The organism is Variovorax sp. GW821-FHT09B01 (assembly GCF_059418345.1).
Genome location: NZ_JBWKPQ010000003.1, coordinates 138,579 through 158,508, shown reverse-complemented (window position 1 = coordinate 158,508; position 19,930 = coordinate 138,579). Strand labels below are relative to the sequence as shown.

16 protein-coding genes are annotated in these 19,930 nt (G+C 69.2%); 11 read left to right on the top strand and 5 right to left on the bottom strand.

What is annotated here, in order from left to right:
* Positions 1-122 precede the first annotated feature (122 nt).
* The gene (locus AC07RV_RS12155) at positions 123-2,480 is read left to right on the top strand and encodes an alpha/beta hydrolase (RefSeq protein ID WP_296781651.1); all 2,358 of its coding nucleotides are present in this window, start codon (positions 123-125) and stop codon (positions 2,478-2,480) included.
* A gap of 12 nt (positions 2,481-2,492) precedes the next feature.
* Here AC07RV_RS12155 and AC07RV_RS12150 read toward each other — a convergent pair whose 3' ends face one another.
* Positions 2,493-3,794 (bottom strand): SUMF1/EgtB/PvdO family nonheme iron enzyme, encoded by a 1,302-nt coding sequence (locus tag AC07RV_RS12150; protein ID WP_296781650.1) that lies wholly within the window; start codon positions 3,792-3,794, stop codon positions 2,493-2,495.
* Between the two features lie 163 nt (positions 3,795-3,957).
* Between AC07RV_RS12150 and AC07RV_RS12145 the strand changes: the two genes are divergently transcribed.
* Positions 3,958-4,581 carry a TRAP transporter small permease subunit gene (locus AC07RV_RS12145; protein WP_093349136.1) on the top strand — a complete coding sequence of 208 codons (624 nt, stop codon included), beginning with the start codon at positions 3,958-3,960 and terminating at the stop codon, positions 4,579-4,581.
* Positions 4,582-4,599: 18 nt separating this feature from the next.
* Positions 4,600-6,441, top strand: a complete 1,842-nt coding sequence (locus tag AC07RV_RS12140) for a TRAP transporter large permease (RefSeq protein WP_093349134.1) — start codon at positions 4,600-4,602, stop codon at positions 6,439-6,441.
* 118 nt (positions 6,442-6,559) lie between these two features.
* Here AC07RV_RS12140 and AC07RV_RS12135 read toward each other — a convergent pair whose 3' ends face one another.
* The 4 genes from AC07RV_RS12135 to xseB form a co-directional block, all read right to left on the bottom strand.
* A complete protein-coding gene (locus tag AC07RV_RS12135) occupies positions 6,560-7,642 on the bottom strand; it encodes a TRAP transporter substrate-binding protein (protein ID WP_093349131.1) in 1,083 nt (360 codons plus the stop codon).
* A gap of 136 nt (positions 7,643-7,778) precedes the next feature.
* Positions 7,779-9,638, bottom strand: a complete 1,860-nt coding sequence (dxs, locus tag AC07RV_RS12130) for a 1-deoxy-D-xylulose-5-phosphate synthase (RefSeq protein WP_296781649.1) — start codon at positions 9,636-9,638, stop codon at positions 7,779-7,781.
* A 22-nt stretch (positions 9,639-9,660) separates the two neighbouring features.
* On the bottom strand, positions 9,661-10,581 hold the full coding sequence (locus AC07RV_RS12125; protein WP_296781648.1) for a polyprenyl synthetase family protein: 921 nt from the start codon (positions 10,579-10,581) through the stop codon (positions 9,661-9,663).
* Positions 10,578-10,844, bottom strand: a complete 267-nt coding sequence (gene xseB, locus AC07RV_RS12120) for an exodeoxyribonuclease VII small subunit (RefSeq protein ID WP_296781647.1) — start codon at positions 10,842-10,844, stop codon at positions 10,578-10,580. The genes AC07RV_RS12125 and xseB overlap by 4 nt, the downstream gene beginning before the upstream one ends.
* Positions 10,845-11,124: 280 nt before the next feature.
* Between xseB and AC07RV_RS12115 the strand changes: the two genes are divergently transcribed.
* The 8 genes from AC07RV_RS12115 (at position 11,125) to AC07RV_RS12080 (ending at position 19,930) form a co-directional block, all read left to right on the top strand.
* A complete protein-coding gene (locus AC07RV_RS12115) occupies positions 11,125-12,255 on the top strand; it encodes an aromatic ring-hydroxylating oxygenase subunit alpha (protein ID WP_057589543.1) in 1,131 nt (376 codons plus the stop codon).
* A 107-nt stretch (positions 12,256-12,362) separates the two neighbouring features.
* Positions 12,363-13,286, top strand: a complete 924-nt coding sequence (locus tag AC07RV_RS12110) for a DMT family transporter (protein ID WP_177239455.1) — start codon at positions 12,363-12,365, stop codon at positions 13,284-13,286.
* Between the two features lie 70 nt (positions 13,287-13,356).
* Entirely contained in the window at positions 13,357-14,268 is a 912-nt protein-coding gene (locus AC07RV_RS12105) for a sulfurtransferase (RefSeq protein WP_296781646.1), read from the top strand.
* Positions 14,265-14,861 (top strand): DUF2796 domain-containing protein, encoded by a 597-nt coding sequence (locus AC07RV_RS12100; protein ID WP_296781645.1) that lies wholly within the window; start codon positions 14,265-14,267, stop codon positions 14,859-14,861. Before AC07RV_RS12105 ends, AC07RV_RS12100 begins: the two co-directional genes overlap by 4 nt.
* A gap of 4 nt (positions 14,862-14,865) precedes the next feature.
* Entirely contained in the window at positions 14,866-15,612 is a 747-nt protein-coding gene (locus tag AC07RV_RS12095; protein WP_208508806.1) for an ABC transporter ATP-binding protein, read from the top strand.
* Complete coding sequence (locus AC07RV_RS12090) at positions 15,609-16,871, top strand: ABC transporter permease (RefSeq protein WP_057589537.1); 1,263 nt, start codon at positions 15,609-15,611, stop codon at positions 16,869-16,871. The genes AC07RV_RS12095 and AC07RV_RS12090 overlap by 4 nt, the downstream gene beginning before the upstream one ends.
* 4 nt (positions 16,872-16,875) lie before the next feature.
* On the top strand, positions 16,876-17,517 hold the full coding sequence (locus tag AC07RV_RS12085; RefSeq protein ID WP_093349113.1) for a DUF3299 domain-containing protein: 642 nt from the start codon (positions 16,876-16,878) through the stop codon (positions 17,515-17,517).
* Positions 17,518-17,737: 220 nt separating this feature from the next.
* Positions 17,738-19,930, top strand: coding sequence for a DUF3300 domain-containing protein (locus AC07RV_RS12080; RefSeq protein ID WP_296781644.1), 2,193 nt, complete (start codon positions 17,738-17,740; stop codon positions 19,928-19,930).

The window sequence follows — 19,930 nt, the reverse complement described above, 5'->3', positions numbered from 1 at the left end:
CCCGTCTTCGATTCATTGGCTATCGCGATGCCGACATCGCCAGAGGCGAGTTGCGGCCCCGCCGCCCATCGCCTCGATCCTTAAGAAATCTTGGGAGAAAGCAAATGAAAAGAAGGCGTTCCATGCGCATGGCGGCAGCCTGCGCGATCGTTCTTGCACTCGCGCTCGCGAGCGGATGCGGAGGCGGCGACGGCGGCGGCAGCGCGCTGTCGCTCGTGACACCGCCCACCGCACCCACCACGACCGCCGACCCCGCGCCGACGATTCCCGTGACCACCCCGCCCGATCCGCAGGACCCGACGGCGATCACGCGCTTCACGGCGACGGTGCCGTTCGGCGAGAAGGGCGACTACCAGTCCTCGGCGCAGGTGGTCTACGGCTTCGGCACCACCGCGGTGGCCGATGCGCAATACAAGGACGTGATCTACACGGTGCCGCTGCAGGGCACGGTGCGCTATCCGGCGGGGCCCGCCGGCACGCCGAGCCGTTCCAAGGTCCAGCCCTCGGCCAGCGGCGGCCATCCGGTGGTGGTGTTCCTGCATGGCATGCACGACTCCTCCGATCTCAACAATGCCAAGGGCTACGACTACCTGCAGAAGGACCTGGCCGAGCACGGCTATGTCGCCTTCTCCATCGACGCGGGAAAGATCAACGGGCTCAGCAGCTGGAACGCCTCGGACGCCGGCGCGTTCGCGCGCGGCCAGTTGCTCATGACCACGCTCGACCTGCTGCGCGCCGGCAATGCAACGGGCCTCTTCAACGGTGTCGCGATGCCCGAGCTCAAGGGCAAGCTGGACCTCGAGCGCGTGGGCATCGTCGGCCACTCGCGCGGCGCGGAAGCGGTCGCGTACGCGGTGGAACTGAACAAGCAGCGCATCGGCATCAGCTACCAGGACGTCGAGACGGCACGCCGCAGCCGCGAGCTCGTTGCGCTGGCCAAGGCCGAGAAGGAGAAAGCCGAGAAGCGGGTCGATGAAGCCACTGCCGCCGCCACCGACATCACCGTGAAGCTGTTCATGGCCCAGGCGGCGCTGCTGGCCGCGCGCATCCAGTCGCCGCCCGCCTCGCCCGAAAAGATCGACGCTCTGACGCAGGCCCTGCAGCAGTTGCAGCAGCAGGCGGCGCAGGCGAAGGAACGGGTCGCCGCCGAGCAGGCCGCGCTCGAGGAAGTCAACGCCAGGTTCCGTGACGTGAACACGTTCTCGTACGCGATCAACGCGGACAGCGAGAAGTGGCTCGCGCAGATGACCTCGCCCGAGGCCCTGCTGCAATCGGGCGTCGTCCTGCCTTCGGCCACCGAGCCGCCGCACCGCGTCCGCGCCGTGTTCTCGCTGGCGCCGATCAATGCCAGGCAGCTGTCGCGCGTGACCCATGTACCGTTCGCGACCTTGCTGCCCACCTGCGACGGCGATGTCTACAACATGCCCGGCGCGCAGATCTTCGACGACAGCCGCAACACGGCGAGCGACGAGAGCGCGCCCAAGTACCAGGTGGTCGTCAGGGGCGCCAACCACAACTTCTACAACGACCACTGGTCCGAGGACGACGATGCCGAGAAATACGCCCCGCTCTATTGCCAGTCGGGGAAGATCGACACGCTGCGCCTGAGCCCCGACGACCAGCGCCGCAACGGCGCGTTCCTGATGGCCTCGTTCCTGCGCTACTTCGTCGGCGACGAGTTCCAGTTCGCGCCCTACTGGAAAGGCCAGGCCCCGATTCCATCGGCCGGCTGCCCGGCCGGCGAAAGCCGTTGCGACGAACGCGTCGTGCTGACGGTCCACCAGCCCGCCGCCCAGCGCAAGCTGCTGCAGGACTTCCGCAACGTGGATGCCAGCGCGAAGAACGCCAGCGGGCTGTCGACCACCTACGAGCGCTTCAAGACGACCGTTCAATGCCGCTTCCTGGCCATCATCGCCAAGCCGAACGATCGAAAGGCGTCCTGCACCGACCCCGTGAGCCAGCTTCCGGCCGAAGCCCTGTTCAAGGAAGGCGAGCTCTACAACCCCTCCTCGTACGACAGGAAGACCCTGCTGCTCTGGTCGATCACCGACCAGGCCCAACTGCAGTGGGACACGGCCGGCCCCACGGTGGCGATCGACACCGGCGATCTCTCGGCCCAGGGCTTCGACACGCTGAGCGTGCGCGTCGCCGTGCTGGCGCCGATCGGCCAGGAGGTCGAGATCGCGCTGACCGACACGCAGGGCCGCAAGGCGGCGCTCAAGGGCAGCGACTTCAGCGATGCGCTCTATGGCGTCGCGCGCAAGCCCGATGGCGCGATCCCGCTGGTCGACGCGCCCGGGGACGCGATCTATGCCGACACCGGCACCACGCGGCCGCTGCTGAACATGGTGGCGGTTCCGCTCAAGGCCTTCGCGCTGCATGGCGTGGACCTCGCGCACATCCGGCAGGTGACGCTGCGCTTTCCGAAGGCCGCGGGCAGCGTGGCCGTCACCGACGTGCAGCTGCAGCGGATGAACTGAAGGCCGCGCCGGCTACAGCGCGCAGGTCCTGAACCCCAGGAAACCGTCGTCGCGCTGCGGCAGCGCGAAGCCGCGCCGCCGCATCGAACGCAGCCGCGCGCGCGTGGCGAACGAGGCCCCGCGCAGCACGCGCGCGCGGCCGAAGCCCGCGGCGGGATCGAACTCGCCGCCACCGCTCCACGGATCGGCACGGTAGCCGGGCCAGGGCTGCAGCGTGCCCGCGGTCCATTCGTGCACGTCGCCCCAGCGGAAGCCGCGGCGCGCCGCGGTGTGGGCCGCGATCTCCCACTCGACCTCGGTCGCGATACGGCGGCCGGCCCAACGGGCCCAGGCATCGGCCTCCCACCAGCTCAGGTGCACCGCGCTGTGATGGCCGGCGGCGCGCACGGTGGCGCCGAAGCGCTGCTGCAGCACCGAGCCGCCGGTGGCGCTGCGCGCCGCGCCGATCTGCTCCACGTGGCGCGGCCCGCGCCGGCCCTCGGCCTGCGCGGCCAGCCAGCGCCAGCCCTCGCCATGCCACAGCTCCTCGCGGTCGTAGCCGCCGTCGTCGACGAATTCGGTGAACTGGTTCCAGGTGACCGGCTGGGCATCGATCTCGAACTCGGGCACGTCGACGCGGTGCGCGCCGCGCTCCTGCGCGAAGGCGAAGCCGGCCTCGTCGCGGCCCAGGCTCCAGCGCGTGGCCGGCAGCGCCAGCGGTTCGCGCACCACGCTCACGGGCGCCTGCTCGATGCCCAGCGGCAGCCCGAGGGTCTGCGCCATCACCACGAACTGCTCGCCGCGCAGGTCCTCGTGGAACAGCGCGAGACGGTAGAAGTACAGGCCCGCATCGGTCTCGGCCGCATGCTCGAGCAGTTCGAGCGTGCTCTCGAGCGTCTCGAGCAGGTAGGCCTTGGTCTGGGCCAGGTCCGGCAGCTCGGGCGACCAGCGGCGCTCGGGGCCGATCTGGGCCGGGTTCCACCAGTCGTCGGCGCCGGGATCGATGGCCGCGAGTCGCGTCGGCCGCACCGGGCAGTCGGCACCGAAGGCACGCTGGGTGTTGCGCCCGATCCACCATTCGGCGAACCAGCCGATGTGGCCGGCCAGCCAGACCGGCGGCTGCATGCCCTCCTGCGCCTGCAGCTCGCGCGGCACCGGCAGCGCGGCCGAGCCGAGCGCCTGCTCGTAGAGCGACAGCAGGTGCAGCGTGTGGTTGCGTGCGTCGATCAGGGCCAGCGACAGCAACTCGCGGCCGGCGCGGTGCATGTCGGGCGAATCGATGCTGGCGGGCGTGGAGACCGACGAATCGGACGCGGGACGCGGTGTCTGGGCCATGGCTCATTATGGTCATGGCCCCCGGGGTAGCCCCTGAAGGTAATCCCCGGGGTAGTTCATTAGAATTCAGCCCGCTTCCCCGCACCCGACCCGCCGGCGCACAACGTCGGTGCGTCGGGTGCATTCGTATCGGGGCGGCTTCCACTACAAAAATGGAGATGTGATGCAAGGCTTGCTCAAGCTGTCCCGGGCCATCGACTGGCTCAATGCCCAAGTGGGCAAATACGCCATCTGGCTCATCCTGGCGGCCACCGTGATCAGCGCCGTCAACGCGCTCGTCCGGAAGGTCTTCAACACCAGCTCGAACGCGTTCCTCGAGGTCCAGTGGTATCTGTTCGCGTGGTCGTTCCTGATCGCCGCGGGCTTCACGCTGCTGCATCGCGAGCATGTGCGCATCGACGTGGTCAACAGCCGCCTGTCCAAGCGCAAGCAGGTCTGGATCGACATCATCGGCTTCGCCTTCTTCCTCACGCCGCTGTGCCTGGCGGTGCTCTACCTCTCGGTCCCGGTGGTGGTCCAGATGTACCAGTCGGGCGAGGTGTCCGGCAATTCCGGCGGCCTGATCCGCTGGCCGGTGTGGGCGGCGCTGCCGGTGGGCTTCGTGCTGCTGCTGCTGCAGGGCTGGTCCGAGCTGATCAAGCGCATCGCGTTCCTGCGCGGCGAGGGACCCGACCCCATGGGCCGCCTGACCGACAAGACGGCCGAGGCCGAACTCATCGAAGCCCTGCGCGTGCAGGCCGAGGCGGATGCCGCCAAGGCCGCCGCATCGCCCAAGCCGCAGCTCTGAGCGCACCAGACACACATCATGGAATTCATCGTCGCCAACTTCGCCCCGATCATGTTCGCGGGGCTGATCTGCTTCCTCCTGCTCGGCTTTCCCGTCGCCTTCAGCCTCGGCGCCTGCGGCCTGTTCTTCGGCCTGGTCGGCATCGAGCTGGGCGTGTTCCAGTCCTCGGTGATGGCCTGGCTGCCCCAGCGGCTCATCGGCATCATGGCCAACGACACGCTGCTGGCGGTCCCCTTCTTCACGCTCATGGGGCTGATCCTCGAGCGAAGCGGCATGGCCGAGGACCTGCTCGACACCGTCGGCCAGGTGTTCGGCCCGATGCGCGGCGGCCTGGCGCTGGCCGTGATCTTCGTCGGCGCGCTGCTGGCGGCCACCACCGGCGTGGTGGCGGCCTCGGTCATCTCGATGGGCCTGATCTCGCTGCCGATCATGCTGCGCTACGGCTACGACCGGCGGCTCTCCAGCGGCGTCATCGCGGCCTCGGGCACGCTGGCCCAGATCATCCCGCCCTCGCTGGTGCTGATCATCATGGCCGACCAGCTCGGCAAGAGCGTCGGCGACATGTACAAGGGCGCCTTCCTGCCCGGCTTCATGCTGATGGGCCTGTACGTGCTGTACGTGGTCTTCCTCGCGATCTTCAAGCCCGCGCAGGTGCCCGCGCTGCCGCCCGAGGCACGCACCTTCCGCGAACCCAACGGCAGCGGCGGCTATGTCTCGCTGGTGGCGCTCACGGCCCTCTCGGCCGTGGTGGCGGTGGTGCTGGCGCGCAACATGGCGGCCGTGCACACCTGGTTCCAGGGCCAGGAAGTGACCTCGGTCGCCACCGACGAGAAGGTCGTGGTCGCCATGTGCGGCGGCGTGTTCGTCGCGCTGGTGATCGCGCTGGTCAACAAGGGCCTGAAGCTCAACCTGCTGTCGCGGCTGGCCGAGCGCGTCACCTTCGTGCTGATCCCGCCGCTGCTGCTGATCTTCCTGGTGCTGGGCACCATCTTCCTGGGCGTGGCCACGCCGACCGAAGGCGGCGCGATGGGCGCGATGGGCGCGCTGATCATGGCCTGGCTGCGCGGGCGCATGAACATGACCCTGCTCAAGCAGGGCCTGGCCTCGACCACCAAGCTCTCGAGCTTCGTGATGTTCATCCTGATCGGCGCCACGGTCTTCAGCCTGGTGTTCCAGGCCGCCGACGGCCCGATCTGGGTCGAGCACCTGCTGTCGGCGCTGCCCGGCGGTCCGGTGGGCTTCCTGATCGCGGTGAACGTGCTGGTGTTCTTCCTGGCCTTCTTCCTCGACTACTTCGAGCTCTCGTTCATCGTGGTGCCGCTGCTGGCGCCGGTGGCCCACAAGCTGGGCATCGACCTGATCTGGTTCGGCGTGCTGCTGGCGGTGAACATGCAGACCTCGTTCATGCACCCGCCCTTCGGCTTCGCGCTGTTCTTCCTGCGCTCGGTCGCGCCCGAGAAGCAGTACGTGGACCGCGTGACGCAGAAGGTCATGGAGCCCGTGACCACGATGCAGATCTACAAGGGCGCGATCCCCTTCGTGCTGATCCAGCTGACGATGGTGGGCATCCTGATCGCCTTCCCGCAACTGGTGACCGGCAGCCTCGACAAGGAGGTCAACGTCAACCTCGAGGACATCGGCGCGCAGATGCGCGACAGCCTGAAGTCGGAAGACGGCGCCCCGTCCTCCGAGCCCTACGGCAACGACCAGCCGGCCTCGCCCGACGCGGCGCCGGGAAGCACGCCCGATGCCGGCGCGCCGCAGGGCGCGGAAACGCCCACGCCGCCGGCCGAGCCGGCCGAGAGCGATCCGCTCAAGGCGATGGAGGACGCGCTCAAGCAGGGCGACAAGAAGCCCTGACGCGCGGGCGGCGCCCTCCGGGGCGCCCTTCCAAGAAAAAGGCCGGCCACTCTCGCGAGTGGCCGGCCTTTTTCTTGGCCCGGTCCGGAAAGGGCTTGCGCCCTCCCGGCCGTGGAACTCAGATCTTGACCGAGTTCATGTACTGGTTGAACGGGTACTCCGAGAAGCGGTTCCACAGGATCTGGTCGCGCTGGAAGGTGCGCATGTCCTGGTGGATCTTCTTGAACTCGGGCGACTTCGCCTCGTGCTCGGCGAAGGTGTCCATCGAGGCCTTGAAGCCGGCATCCATCACAGCCTTCGGGAACGCCTTGAGCTGGGTCTTGGCGGCCACCAGCTTCTTCAGGGCGATCGGGTTGTAGGCGTCGTACTTGGCGATCATGTCGCGCGCCGCGACCTTGGTGGCCGCGTCGAGGATGGCCTTGTTCTCGTCCGACAGCTTGGCGTAGGCCTTGTTGTTGATGAAGAACTCGAGGTCGGCGCCGCCTTCCCACCAGCCGGGGTAGTAGTAGTAGGGAGCGACCTTGTTGAAGCCCAGCTTCTCGTCGTCGTGCGGGCCGACGAACTCGGCCGCGTCCAGCGTGCCCTTCTCGAGCGCCTGGTACACGTCGCCGGCGGGCATGTTCTGCGACACCACGCCCAGCTTGGCCATTGCCTCGCCGAACACGCCGCCGCCCATGCGCATCTTCAGGCCCTTGAGGTCCTCGACGGTCTTGATTTCCTTGCGGTACCAGCCGCCCATCTGCGTGCCGGTGTTGCCGGCGCTGGCGGTGCGGAAGTTGTAGTTGGCGAAGAAGGCGTCGAGCAGCTTGCGGCCGTTGCCGTACTCTTTCCACGAATCGGTCTGGCGGGCGGTGAGGCCGAAGGGCACCGCGCAGCTGAAGGCGAAGATCGGGTCCTTGCCGGTGAAGTAGTAGGCCGCGGTCTGGGCCATTTCCAGAGTGTCGCCCTGCAGCGCGTCGACCACGCCGAACGCGGGCATCAGTTCGCCCGCGGGGTGCGCGGAGATCTCGAACTTGCCGCCCGACAGGGCCTTGACCGTCTTCGAAAGCATTTCGGCACTGCCGAAGATGGTGTCGAGCGAACGGGGGAAGCTCGACGCCAGGCGCCAGCGCACCGCGGCCTGCGCATGAACGGCAGGCGCGATGCCGGCAGCCAGAACGCCGGCGATGCCGGCGTTTTTGATGAGGGAACGACGATCCATTGATTTCACTCCGAGTGCTTCAAGAAAAACGAAACGCGGCTTGTGACCGCGTTGGGGACTTTTGTAAGTCTTAAGGCCTGTGCATCGACAGGCCTGGACGATTGTAAAAACGCCCTTACACACGGGCGGCGGGGGTTTACCCTGCGACAGCGCCGAAGCGTTGCCGGATCGACTGCTCGATACCGGGCGCATCGAGCCCGATCGAGGCCAGCAGCTTGGCCGGGTCGCCGTGCTCGATGAAGCGGTCGGGCAGGCCCAGCTGCAGCACCGGCACCTGCACGCCCGCGGCCTGCAGCGCCTCGAGCACCGCGCTGCCCGCGCCGCCCATCAACGCGCCTTCCTCGAGCGTGACCAGCGCCTCGTGCGAGCGCGCCACCTCGAGCAGCAGTTCCACGTCGAGCGGCTTGGCCCAGCGCATGTTGGCCACCGTGGCGTCGAGCGCCTCGGCGGCCGTGAGCGCCGGATACAGCAGCGTGCCGAAGGCCAGGATGGCGATGCGCTGGCCCTGCCGGCGCAGCTCGCCCTTGCCGAAGGGCAGGCCGTCGAGCGCGAGGTGCGGCTCGACGCCGGCCCCCGCGCCGCGCGGATAGCGCACGGCCACCGGATGGTCCTGCTCGTAGGCCGTGGTCAGCAGTTGCCGCGTCTCGCGCTCGTCGGCGGGACAGGCGATGCTCATGTTCGGGATGCAGCGCAGGAACGGGATGTCGTAGGCACCCGCGTGCGTGGCGCCGTCGGCGCCCACCAGGCCCGCGCGGTCGAGCGCGAACACCACCGGCAGGTTCTGGATCGCGACGTCGTGCACCAGCTGGTCGTAGCCGCGCTGCAGGAAGGTCGAGTAGATCGCCACCACCGGCTTCAGGCCCTCGCAGGCCAGGCCCGCGGCGAAGGTCACGGCATGCTGCTCGGCGATGCCGACGTCGTAGTAGCGGTCGGGGAAGCGCTGCTCGAACTCGACCAGCCCCGAGCCTTCGCGCATGGCCGGCGTGATGCCGACCAGCCGGCCATCCTTGGCCGCCGTGTCGCACAGCCACTGGCCGAAGATCTGGGTGAAGGTCTTCTTGGGCGCCGACGCGGGCTTGACCAGCCCGACCTGCGGATCGAACTTGCCGGGGCCGTGGTAGGCCACGGGGTCGGCCTCGGCCAGCTTGTAGCCCTGGCCCTTCTTGGTCACCACGTGCAGGAACTGCGGGCCCTCGAGATGCTTGAGGTTCTCGAGCGTGGGCACCAGCGAGTCGATGTCGTGGCCGTCGATCGGGCCCACGTAGTTGAAGCCGAACTGCTCGAACAGCGTGGCCGGCACCACCATGCCCTTGGCATGCTGCTCGAAGCGCTTGGCCAGCTCGAACAGCGGCGGCGCGGCGCGCAGCACGCTCTTGCCCACGTTCTTGGCGGCGGCGTAGAAGTTGCCGCTCATCAGTTGCGCGAGGTAGCGGTTGAGCGCGCCCACCGGCGGGCTGATCGACATGTCGTTGTCGTTGAGGATCACGATCAGCCGGCAGTCGCACACGCCCGCGTTGTTGAGCGCCTCGAAGGCCATGCCGGCCGTGAGCGCGCCGTCGCCGATGATGGCCACGGTGAAGCGGTCCTCGCCCTTCTGCTTGGCGGCCATGGCCATGCCGAGCGCGGCCGAGATGCTGGTCGACGAGTGCGCGGTGCCGAAGGTGTCGTACTCGCTCTCGCTGCGCTGCGGGAAACCCGAGATGCCGCCGAGCTGGCGCAGGGTGGGCATGCGCTCGCGCCGGCCCGTGAGGATCTTGTGCGGATAGGTCTGGTGGCCCACGTCCCACACCAGCCGGTCGTGCGGCGTGTTGAACACGTGGTGCAGCGCGACCGTGAGCTCCACCGTGCCGAGGTTCGAGCTCAGGTGGCCGCCGGTGCGCGAGACGTTGTCGAGCACGCAGGCGCGCACCTCGTCGGACAGCTGCTTGAGCTGGGCCCGGTCGTACTGGCGGATGGGGGACGGATCGTGGAGCGTGGGGAGCAGCGGAGCGGCCATGGATCGTGGTGTTCGTTCTTGTCTAGCGGTCGCGGTCTACGACCATGTGGGCCAGCGCGCGCAGCGCTGCAGTGTCCTGCAGGCCGCTCGCATCGAGCGCGGCGAGCGCATCGTCGAGCAGCTGCGAGGCCTGGGCCCGGGCGCCCTCGAGCCCCAGCAGCGACACATAGGTGGGCTTGTCGGCCGCGGCATCCTTGCCGGCGGTCTTGCCCAGGGTCTGCGAATCGGCCGTGACGTCGAGGATGTCGTCGACCACCTGGAAGGCCAGGCCGATCGCCGCGCCGTAGCCGCGCAGCGCGGTCAGCGCCGCCGCCGAAACGCCGGTGCCGCAGGCCGCGCCCATCTCGACGCTGCCCTGCAGCAGCGCGCCGGTCTTCAGCCGGTGCATCTCGCGCAACTGCGCTTCGTTCAAGGCCACGCCCACGCTCGCGAGGTCGATCGCCTGGCCACCGGCCATGCCCTGGCTGCCGGCGGCACGCGCCAGCATGCGGCACAGCGTGGCCTGCATCGCGGGCGGCACCTCGTCGCCATCGGGCGTGAGCAGCTCGAAGGCCAGCGCCTGCAGCGCATCGCCCGCGAGCAGCGCGTCGGCCTCGCCGAACTTCACGTGCACCGTGGGCTTGCCGCGGCGCAGCACGTCGTTGTCCATGCACGGCAGGTCGTCGTGCACCAGCGAATAGGCGTGGATCAGTTCGGTGGCGCAGGCCGCGCGCAGCGCCGCGGCCGCATTGCCGCCCACCGCCTCGCTGGCCGCGAGCACCAGCAGCGGCCGCAGCCGCTTGCCGCCATCGAGCACCGCATAGCGCATGGCCTCGCCGAGCAGCACCGGCGAATCGACGCCGACCCAGCCCGACAGCGCCTGTTCGACGTGTTCGAGGTGCGGGCGGCTCCAGAGCGCAAGGCGGGCCTGGTCCCAGGCAGGGGAAGTAGTGGCCGCGGTCATTCGGCGGCCCAGGGCTTGAGGCTGCCCGCGTCGAGCACCTTGATCTGGTCTTCCACCGCCTGCAGCCGGTCGCGGCAGAAGGCCAGCAGCGCGGCGCCGCGCTGGTAGCTGCCCAGCAGCTGGTCGAGCGGCAGCTGGCCCGATTCGAGTTCCGCGACCAGTTGCTCCAGTTCCTGGAGTCCCGCTTCGTAGCTGACGGGCATCGGGCCCGTGTCGGGCGTGGGCGCCGGACTGGACGCGGGAGTGGAGGGCACCTTGGGCATGCGGGGGCAACGAGGATGAAACCGCGCATTTTAGGTCGCGGCCGATGGCACATCGGCGGCTTGCGTGACACCGCGGCGCGGCGTCGTGCACGGCCGGACAGGGCGCCGGCCCGACCAGGGTGAAAGCCCCAGGGGCCACAAGGAAGGCCCCCCGGGTACAATCCCCCTCCCCCAGCCGGTCACGCCGGCGCAACTCTCGGGCCGACACGCCTCTCCTGTCGTCGGTACCTTCCGTTTCAATTTTGTTTTCCTCCCTGTGGGGAGCTTGGTCAGGTCCTCCATGTCTGATTTAAGTCTTCAACTGCAGCAGGCCACGAGCCAACTTCCGGTTTCCGCGTATTTCGACGAGGCGCTCTTCGCCCGCGAGATGGAAACGCTCTTTGCCCGTGGCCCACGCTATGTCGGCCACCGCCTTGCCGTGCCGGAGGCCGGCAACTTCCACACGCTGCCCCACGAGCACCAGGGCCGCGCGCTGGTCCACACGCCCAAGGGCGTGGAACTGATCTCCAACGTCTGCCGCCACCGCCAGGCCGTGATCCTGCAGGGCCGCGGCGAACTCGACGCGCGCACCGGCGGCAACATCGTCTGCCCGCTGCACCGCTGGACCTATGCCGCGGCCGACGCGCGCACCACCGGCACGCTGATCGGCGCCCCGCATTTCGCGCAGGACCCCTGCCTGAACCTGCACAACTACCCGCTCACCGAATGGAACGGCCTGCTGTTCGAGGCCAACGGCCGCGACATCGCGGCCGACATGGCCGGCCTGGGCCCGCGCGCCGACCTCTCGTTCGAGGGCTTCGCGCTCGACCACGTCGAACTGCACGAGTGCAACTACAACTGGAAGACCTTCATCGAGGTCTACCTCGAGGACTACCACGTCGGCCCGTTCCACCCGGGCCTGGGCAGCTTCGTCACCTGCGACGACCTGCGCTGGGAGTTCAACCGCAACTACTCGGTGCAGACGGTGGGCGTGGCCAACCGCCTGGGCCGCGCGGGCAGCCCGGTCTACCAGAAATGGCAGGAACAGCTGCTGCAGTACCGCGAGGGCAAGCCGCCCAAGTACGGCGCGATCTGGCTCACCTACTACCCGCACGTGATGATCGAGTGGTATCCGCACGTGCTCACCGTCTCGACGCTGCACCCGGTCAGCCCCACCAAGACGCTCAACATGGTGGAGTTCTTCTACCCCGAGGAAATCGTCGCCTTCGAGCGCGAGTTCGTCGAGGCCCAGCGCGCCGCCTACATGGAGACCTGCGTGGAAGACGACGAGATCGCCGAGCGCATGGACGCCGGCCGCCGCGCGCTGATGCTGCGCGGCGACAACGAGACCGGCCCCTACCAGAGCCCGATGGAAGACGGCATGCAGCAGTTCCACGAGTGGTACCGGCGCGAGCTGCAGGCCGCCGGCTGAGGCGCCGAAGCGCTGCTTCGGCCCTGTTTCCTGCTATTCTCTTGATAGCTGAATGCGCCCGGTTGGCGGGCGTTTCAGCTATTTTTCTTTTGTAAGAAGTCAAGACGATGCAAGCGCTCTGGATGGTGCTCGGCGCCTTTTTGTTCGCCTCCATGGGCGTGGCCGTGAAGATCGCCTCGGCCTGGTTCACCAGCGGCGAGATGGTGCTCTGGCGCGGCGTCATCGGCATCGTCTTCCTGTGGCTGCTGGCGCGCAGCCGCGGCGTCTCGCTCGCCACCCAATACCCGGGCATGCATGCCTGGCGCAGCCTGATCGGCGTGGTGTCGCTGGGCGCTTGGTTCTATGCCATCGCCCACATGCCGCTGGCCACGGCCGTCACCCTCAACTACATGAGCAGCGTGTGGATCGCCGCCTTCCTGGTCGGCGGCGCGCTGCTGGCCTGGATGCCGGTGCCGGGCCGCGACGGCCGCGTCTCGCGCCCGCCGCTGCAGGCGCCGCTGGTGTTGACCGTGCTCACCGGCTTCGCCGGCGTGGTGCTGATGCTCAAGCCCAGCGTCGATTCGAGCCAGGGCTTCGCCGGCCTGCTGGGCCTGCTGTCGGGCCTGACCGCCGCCTTCGCCTACATGCAGGTGGTGGCGCTCTCGCGCATCGGCGAGCCCGAGATGCGCACGGTGTTCTATTTCGCGCTCGGCTCGGCCGTGGCCGGGGCGCTGGCCACGGCCTTCACGGGCTTTTCGGAATGGAACTGGCGCCACGGCCTCTGGCTGCTGCCGATCGGCCTGCTGGCGGCCCTCGGACAGCTTTGCATGACCCGCGCCTACGCCACCGCCAAGACCGAGAGCGGCACCCTGGTGGTGGCCAACCTGCAGTACTCGGGCATCATCTTCGCGGCCTTCTACAGCGTGGTGCTGTTCGACGACCGCATCGACGCCGCCGGCTGGACCGGCATGGCGCTCATCATCGCGAGCGGGGTTGCCGCAACCGTGTTGCGTCAGCGTACAGTGCCACAGGCGCCGGCCGAGGAACATTGAGGCCGGTTCGCAGTCCCCTTCACATCCGCCGCAACTATTGCGCGGCCCATGCGTCCAGGAGTTCTTCGCCATGACCTTCACCACCCTCGTTTCCGCCGATGAGCTGCGCGCCCTGCAGGCCGCCGGCACGCCGCTCATGGTGTTCGACTGCAGCTTCGACCTCATGAAGCCCGAGTCGGGCGCCCAGCAGTACGCGGCCTCGCACATCCCGGGCGCGCTGCATGCCGACCTCGACACCGACCTCAGCGCCAAGCACGGCGTGCCCGGCGCGCACGGCGAGGTGGTGGTGGCGCAGGAGGACGGCGTGCCCGCCTCGGGCGGGCGCCATCCGCTGCCCAGCCGCGAGCGCTTCGCGGCCTGGCTCAGCGGCATCGGCTTCTCGAACGACATGCAGGCCGTGGTCTACGACCGCAACGGCGCCAACTACTGCGGTCGCCTGTGGTGGATGCTCAAGTGGATGGGCCACGACGCCGTGGCCGTGCTCGACGGCGGCCTGCAGGGCTGGCAGGCCACGGGCGGCGAGGTCACCGACCGCGAGGAGCCCGCGCGCTTCCAGTCGAACTTCGTCATGGGCGAGCCGCTGGTGCGCCTCGTCACCACCGACACCGTGGTACGCCGGCTGGGCCAGCCTGACCAGAACCTGATCGACGCGCGGGCCGGTGCACGCTATCGCGGCGAGGTGGAACCTCTGGACCCGATCGCCGGTCACATCCCCGGGGCACTCAACCGCCCCTTCGCCGAGAACCTCGGTCCCGACGGCAAGTTCAAGCCCGCCGCGCAACTGCGCGCCGAGTTCGAAACGCTGCTCGAAGGCCGCGATCCGGCGACGGTCGTCCACCAGTGCGGCAGCGGCGTGAGCGCCGTTCCCAACCTGCTCGCGATGCGCATCGCGGGGCTCGGAACGGCCGCGCTCTATGCCGGCAGCTGGAGCGAATGGAGCAACACCCCGGGGCTGCCGACCCGGCAAGGCGCCCAACCATGACCCTGACCCGATCCAGCACCGACCGACGCGCTCTCCGACGCATCCTCGCTTCCGCCGCCCTCGCGCTGGTGGCCTCGGCCCCGTTCGCCGCCGCGCAGGCCCAGCAGCAGCACGCCCACGTTCACGGCCAGATCAAGCTCGACGTCGCCATCGACGGCCCCACGGTCGTGATCGACATGGAGTCGCCGCTCGACAACATCGTCGGCTTCGAGCGCGCGCCCAGGACCGATGCCGAGAAGAAGACCGTCGAGGATGCCGTGGCCCAGCTGCGCGCGGCCGACAAGCTGTTCGCCATCGATCCCGCCGCGAGCTGCAAGCTCGGCCCGGTCGACCTGCGCTCCAGCGCGCTCGGCCTCGGCAAGCCCGATGCCAGCGAGCCCGAGGGCCATGCCGACCTCGACGCCACCTTCTCGTTCAACTGCGCCAACGCGGCCGCCGCCAAGTACATCGACATCGGCCTGTTCGCCGCCTTCAAGGGCACGCGCCAGATCGATGCGCAGATCGCTTCCACGCAAGGCCAGTTCAAGCGCCAGCTCAAGCGCCCCGCCGGCGCGCAGGCCGCGCAACCGGCCCGCCTGACCTGGGGCAAGTGAGGTCGTGAGCCTTCCTTCGCAGGCCGAATCCACGCCGCTGCGCGTGGTGCTCTCGGCCGAATCGCTGCGCTTCTCCTGGCCCGGCAGCGCCACGCCCTGCATCGACATCGAGGCCTTCCGCATCACGGCCGGCGAATCGGTGTTTTTGCATGGCCCCAGCGGCTGCGGCAAGAGCACCCTGCTGTCGCTGCTGGCCGGCGTGCTGGTGGCCGACGAGGGCCGCGTGTGCCTGCTGGGCCATGACTGGTCCAAGCTTTCGGGCGCCGCGCGCGACCGCTGCCGCGTGGCGCACGTGGGCTACATCTTCCAGCAGTTCAACCTGCTGCCCTATCTGAGCGTGGTCGACAACGTGCTGCTGCCCTGCCGCTTCTCGGCACGGCGCCGCGAGCAGGCCTCGCGCCAGCGCGGCGCGCGCGAGGAGGCCGAGCACCTGCTCGACCAGATGGGCCTGGACCGCAAGCTCTGGCAGCGCCAGGCCATGCAGCTCTCGGTGGGCCAGCAGCAGCGCGTGGCCGCGGCGCGCGCGCTCATCGGCCAGCCCGAGGTGGTGATCGCCGACGAACCCACCTCCGCGCTCGACGAGGACCGGCGCGAAGCCTTCCTCGACGTGCTGCTCACCGCCTGCGCCGAGAACGACAGCGCGCTGGTGTTCGTGAGCCATGACCAGCGCATCGCGCAGCGCTTCGCGCGCCATGTGCTGCTGCCCGAGATCAACCGCGCCTCGAGCGCGACGATGGCGACCGACGCATGAAGGCCCTGTTCTCCATCGCCTGGCGCAGCGCCTGGAACCGCCGCTTCACGCTCGCGCTCACCGTGTTCTCGATCGCGCTGTCGACCTTCCTGCTGCTGGGCGTCGAACGCATCCGCACCGAGCTGCGCGAGAACTTCGCCTCCTCGGTCTCGGGCACCGACCTGATCGTGGGCGCGCGCACCGGCTCCACGCAGCTGCTGCTGTACTCCGTGTTCCGCATCGGCGCGGCCACCAACAACATTTCCTGGAAGAGCGTGCAGGCGCTGCAGGCGCACCCCGGCGTCGACTGGGTGGTGCCGCTGTCGCTCGGCGATTCGCACCGCGGCTTCGCCGTGCTCGCGACCTCGCCCGAGTACTTCACGCGCTTTCGCTATGGCGACCGCCAGTCGCTCGCGCTGCGCGAGGGCAAGCCCTTCAGCGAGCTGTTCGACGCCGTGGTCGGTGCCGAGGTGGCCGACAAGCTCGGCTACCACGTGGGCCAGAAGATCACGCTGGCGCACGGCAGCGGCGAGCTCAACGTGGCCGAGCATGCCGACAAGCCCTTCACCGTGGTGGGTGTGCTCGCGCGCACCGGCACGCCGGTCGACCGCACGGTGCACATCGGCCTCGCGGCCATGGAGGCGATCCACCTCGAATGGGTGGGCGGCGCGCCCATGCCCGGCGTGAAGATCCCGGCCGAGCAGGTGCGCAAGTTCGACCTCACGCCCAAGAACGTGACGGCCGCGCTCGTGGGCCTGAAGAACCGCGCCGCCGTGTTCTCGGTGCAGCGCTGGATCTCCACCTACACCGGCGAGCCGCTGATGGCGATCCTGCCCGGCGTGGCGCTCGACGAGCTCTGGAGCGTGATCGGCGTGGGCGAGAACGCGCTGCTGCTGATGTCGGGCCTGGTCGCGCTCGTGAGCCTCGCGGGCCTGGTGTCGGTGGTGATGGCCGGCCTCAACGAAAGGCGGCGCGAACTGGCCGTGCTGCGCGCCGTGGGCGCGGGCCTGCGCCACGTGCTGGCGCTGCTCGCGCTCGAGGGCGCGCTGGTCACCGTGCTCGGCGTGCTCGTGGGCGTGCTGATGGCGGTGCTGGGCATCGCCGGCCTCGCGCCCTGGCTGCAGTCGCAGTTCGGGCTGACATTGCGGCTTTCCGAACCTACACTGAACGAATGGCTGCTGCTCGCGAGCCTGCTGGCCGCCGGCTGGCTGGCGAGCCTGCTGCCCGGCATTCGCGCCTACCGGCTCTCGCTCGCCGACGGGCTTTCACCGAGGATCTGATCCCATGCGCCACGCAAAGACTCTCCATCCCGCCGTCCAGGCCTCGAAGCGCTTCGCCCTGCTGATGGCCGGCGCCAGCCTCGCGGCCGCAGCCTGGGCCGCCGAGCCCGCGCCCAAGGACACCACCGCCACCAACCCGCTCGGCGGCAAGGCCGCCCCCGCGGCCACCGCCAAGGCCCCGGCCGGCCAGCCGCGCCAGATCACCTGGGAGGAACTCGTGCCCAAGGACTGGGACCCGTCGAAGGAGTTCAAGGGCATGGACCTCAGCGCCCTCGACGACGGCGACCCGCGCGCCAACGAGCTGCTGATGAAGATGCAGGAGGTGTCGAACAACGCGCCGACCAATCCCGCGATGAACGGCGTGGAGGTGAAGATCCCCGGCTTCATCGTGCCGCTCGAGGAAGCCAAGGGCGAGGTCACCGAGTTCCTGCTCGTACCCTACTTCGGCGCCTGCATCCACACCCCGCCGCCGCCGGCCAACCAGATCCTGCACGTGGTGCCGCAGAAGGGCGCCAAGTTCCGCGCCATGGACACCGTGTGGGTCACGGGCAAGCTGCAGACCCTGCGCAACGATTCGATGATGGGCGTGAGCGGCTACCACGTGAGCGCGAGCAGCGTCACCAAGTACACCGGCGGCGCGAAGTAGCAGCGAGCCACGCGCCGCGGCTCTGACCGCGAGCTGACTTGGGAGAAGGGGGCCGGCATTCACCGGCCCTTCACCTTTCTTGACAGGCCTGTTCCTACCCGGCCAGCGCCCGGCAGACGACACAGCCCGTTGCATCCTCGGGCCATGCTTCGTCATCGCTCGAGTTGCGGCACCCGTTCTGTACGAGCGGGTGCTCCAACAGCGCCCCAGGAAGGCCAGGATGATCCCCTCCAATCACACCCCCCTCGCGCGTGCACTCACGCTGTCGCTGTGCACTGCAGCATTGGTGCTCGCGGGCTGCGACAAGTCCGAGACCCCCGCCGCGCAGAACGCCGCCGCACCCGCGCCCCAGGCCGCGGCCTCCGTGCCCGCCGCCGCGGCACCGGCACCCGCGGCGCCCATGCCCGTGGCCTACGTGCCACCCGCGGCCGAGGAGCTCTACCAGATGGTCGCGCCCATCGCGCTGTACCCCGACAAGCTCGTGGCGCAGGTGCTGGCCGGCGCCACCTATCCCGAGCAGATCACCGCCGCGCAGGACTGGCTCAAGCAGAACCCCACGCTCAAGGCCGGCGCGCTGGCCGATGCCGTCAACCAGCAGCCCTGGGACCCGAGCGTCAAGTCGCTGACCGCCTTCCGCAACGTGATGGACCAGATGGCCGGCAACCTGCCCTGGACCGAGGCACTGGGCAAGGCCTACTACAACGACCCGGCCGACGTCATGAACGCGATCCAGGTCATGCGCCAGCGCGCCTCCAAGGCCGGCCGGCTCAAGAACAACGACAAGCTCAAGGTCGCGACAGCCGCGGCGCCGGCCAACTACACGCCCGCGCCCGATCCGCAGGGTGCCTATGCGGGCCCGCTCATCGTCGAGCCGCCGCAGCAGCTCATCACCATCCAGCAGGCGCAGCCCGACGTGGTCTACGTGCCGAGCTACAACCCGCAGCAGATCTACGGCGAGCCCGTGGCCGCCTACCCCGGCTATGCCTACACGCCCCCGCCGCAGCCCGTGTACGTCGACCGCGGCTACAGCGGCGCCCAGGTCGCCACGGCCGGCGTGCTGGCCTTCGGTGCCGGCGTGGTCGTGGCCTCGGCGCTCGAGCGCCATGGCTGGGGCTGGAACTCCTGGAACGTGAACTGGGGCCGTCCGCGCGACCGCGACTATCCGCGCGCCGCGCCGCCGCCGCCGGCCTACCGCCCGGCCGTGGTCTACAACAACAACACCTACGTCTCGCGCTCGACCACCGTCGTCAACAACGTCTACAACAACAACGGCGGTGGCCGCGACCGTGACCGCCCGCGAGGCGACGCGGGCGTGGCCGGCTGGCAGGCCGCGCATCCGGGGCAGGCGCCCAACTTCGCGATGCAGCAGCAGGCCCAGCAACAGCAGGCCGCCGCGCTGCTCGCGCAGCAGCAACAGGCGCGCCAGCTGCAGATGCAGCAACAGCAGCAGCAACACGCGCAGCAGCTGCAGAGCCAGCAGCAGGCGCAGCAACAAGCCCAGCAGCAGGCCCTGGCGCGCCAACAGCAGATGCAGCAGCAGGCGCATCAGCAACAGGCGCAACAGCAGGCACAGCAGGACCAGGCGCGGCGCCAGCAGCTGATGACGCAACAGCAGACGCGCGAGCAGCAAGCCCAGCAGGCCCAGGCCGCGCGCCAGCAGGCGCAGCAGCAGCAAGCGCAGCAGGAGCAGGCTCGTCGCCAGCAACAACTGGCCCAGAACCAGCCCGGCCAGCAACAGGCACAGCAGGAACAGGCGCGCCGCCAACAACAACAGCAGCAGCAACAGGCGCAGGAACAGGCGCGACGCCAGCAACAGCAGGCTCAGCAAGACCAGGGCCGCAGGCAGCAGCAGCAACAGCAGGCGCAGCAGGAACAGGTCCGTCGCCAGCAGGAGCAGCAACAGCAAGCCCAGCAGAACCAGGCCCGCCAACAGCAGCAGGCCCAGCAGGAGCAGGCACGCCGCCAGCAGATGCAACAGCAGCAGGTCGCGCAGAACCAGGCACGGCAGCAACAGCAACAGGCCGCCCAGCAGGCACAGCAGCAAGACCAGGCGCGGCGCCAGCAGATGCAGCAACAACAGCAGCAGCAACAACAGGCCGCGCAACGCCAGCAACAGCAGGCCCAGCAGCAACAGGAGCAGATCCGTCGCCAGCAGCAGCAAGCGCAACAGGCCCAGCAACAAGCCCAGCAGCAGGCCATGCAGCGGCAACAGCAGCAGGCACAGCAGCAAGCCATGCAACGCCAGCAGCAACAGGCCCAACAGGCTCAGCAGCAGGCCGCGCAGCGCCAGCAGCAACAGGCCCAGCAGATGCAGCAACGGCAGGCACAAGCTCAAGCGCAGGCCCAGGCCCAGGCACAAGCCCAGGCCGCCGCGCACCGCAACCGCCCGCCGGGCGACCAGCGACAGCAGTAA

Bases quoted from the DNA above. Each gene is read 5' to 3' on its own strand.
- AC07RV_RS12155 (WP_296781651.1), top strand. From the start codon at position 123: ATGCGCATGGCGGCAGCCTGCGCGATCGTTCTTGCACTCGCGCTCGCG.
- AC07RV_RS12150 (WP_296781650.1), bottom strand. From the start codon at position 3,794: ATGGCCCAGACACCGCGTCCCGCGTCCGATTCGTCGGTCTCCACGCCC.
- AC07RV_RS12145 (WP_093349136.1), top strand. From the start codon at position 3,958: ATGCAAGGCTTGCTCAAGCTGTCCCGGGCCATCGACTGGCTCAATGCC.
- AC07RV_RS12140 (WP_093349134.1), top strand. From the start codon at position 4,600: ATGGAATTCATCGTCGCCAACTTCGCCCCGATCATGTTCGCGGGGCTG.
- AC07RV_RS12135 (WP_093349131.1), bottom strand. From the start codon at position 7,642: ATGGATCGTCGTTCCCTCATCAAAAACGCCGGCATCGCCGGCGTTCTG.
- dxs (WP_296781649.1), bottom strand. From the start codon at position 9,638: ATGGCCGCTCCGCTGCTCCCCACGCTCCACGATCCGTCCCCCATCCGC.
- AC07RV_RS12125 (WP_296781648.1), bottom strand. From the start codon at position 10,581: ATGACCGCGGCCACTACTTCCCCTGCCTGGGACCAGGCCCGCCTTGCG.
- xseB (WP_296781647.1), bottom strand. From the start codon at position 10,844: ATGCCCAAGGTGCCCTCCACTCCCGCGTCCAGTCCGGCGCCCACGCCC.
- AC07RV_RS12115 (WP_057589543.1), top strand. From the start codon at position 11,125: ATGTCTGATTTAAGTCTTCAACTGCAGCAGGCCACGAGCCAACTTCCG.
- AC07RV_RS12110 (WP_177239455.1), top strand. From the start codon at position 12,363: ATGCAAGCGCTCTGGATGGTGCTCGGCGCCTTTTTGTTCGCCTCCATG.
- AC07RV_RS12105 (WP_296781646.1), top strand. From the start codon at position 13,357: ATGACCTTCACCACCCTCGTTTCCGCCGATGAGCTGCGCGCCCTGCAG.
- AC07RV_RS12100 (WP_296781645.1), top strand. From the start codon at position 14,265: ATGACCCTGACCCGATCCAGCACCGACCGACGCGCTCTCCGACGCATC.
- AC07RV_RS12090 (WP_057589537.1), top strand. From the start codon at position 15,609: ATGAAGGCCCTGTTCTCCATCGCCTGGCGCAGCGCCTGGAACCGCCGC.
- AC07RV_RS12085 (WP_093349113.1), top strand. From the start codon at position 16,876: ATGCGCCACGCAAAGACTCTCCATCCCGCCGTCCAGGCCTCGAAGCGC.
- AC07RV_RS12080 (WP_296781644.1), top strand. From the start codon at position 17,738: ATGATCCCCTCCAATCACACCCCCCTCGCGCGTGCACTCACGCTGTCG.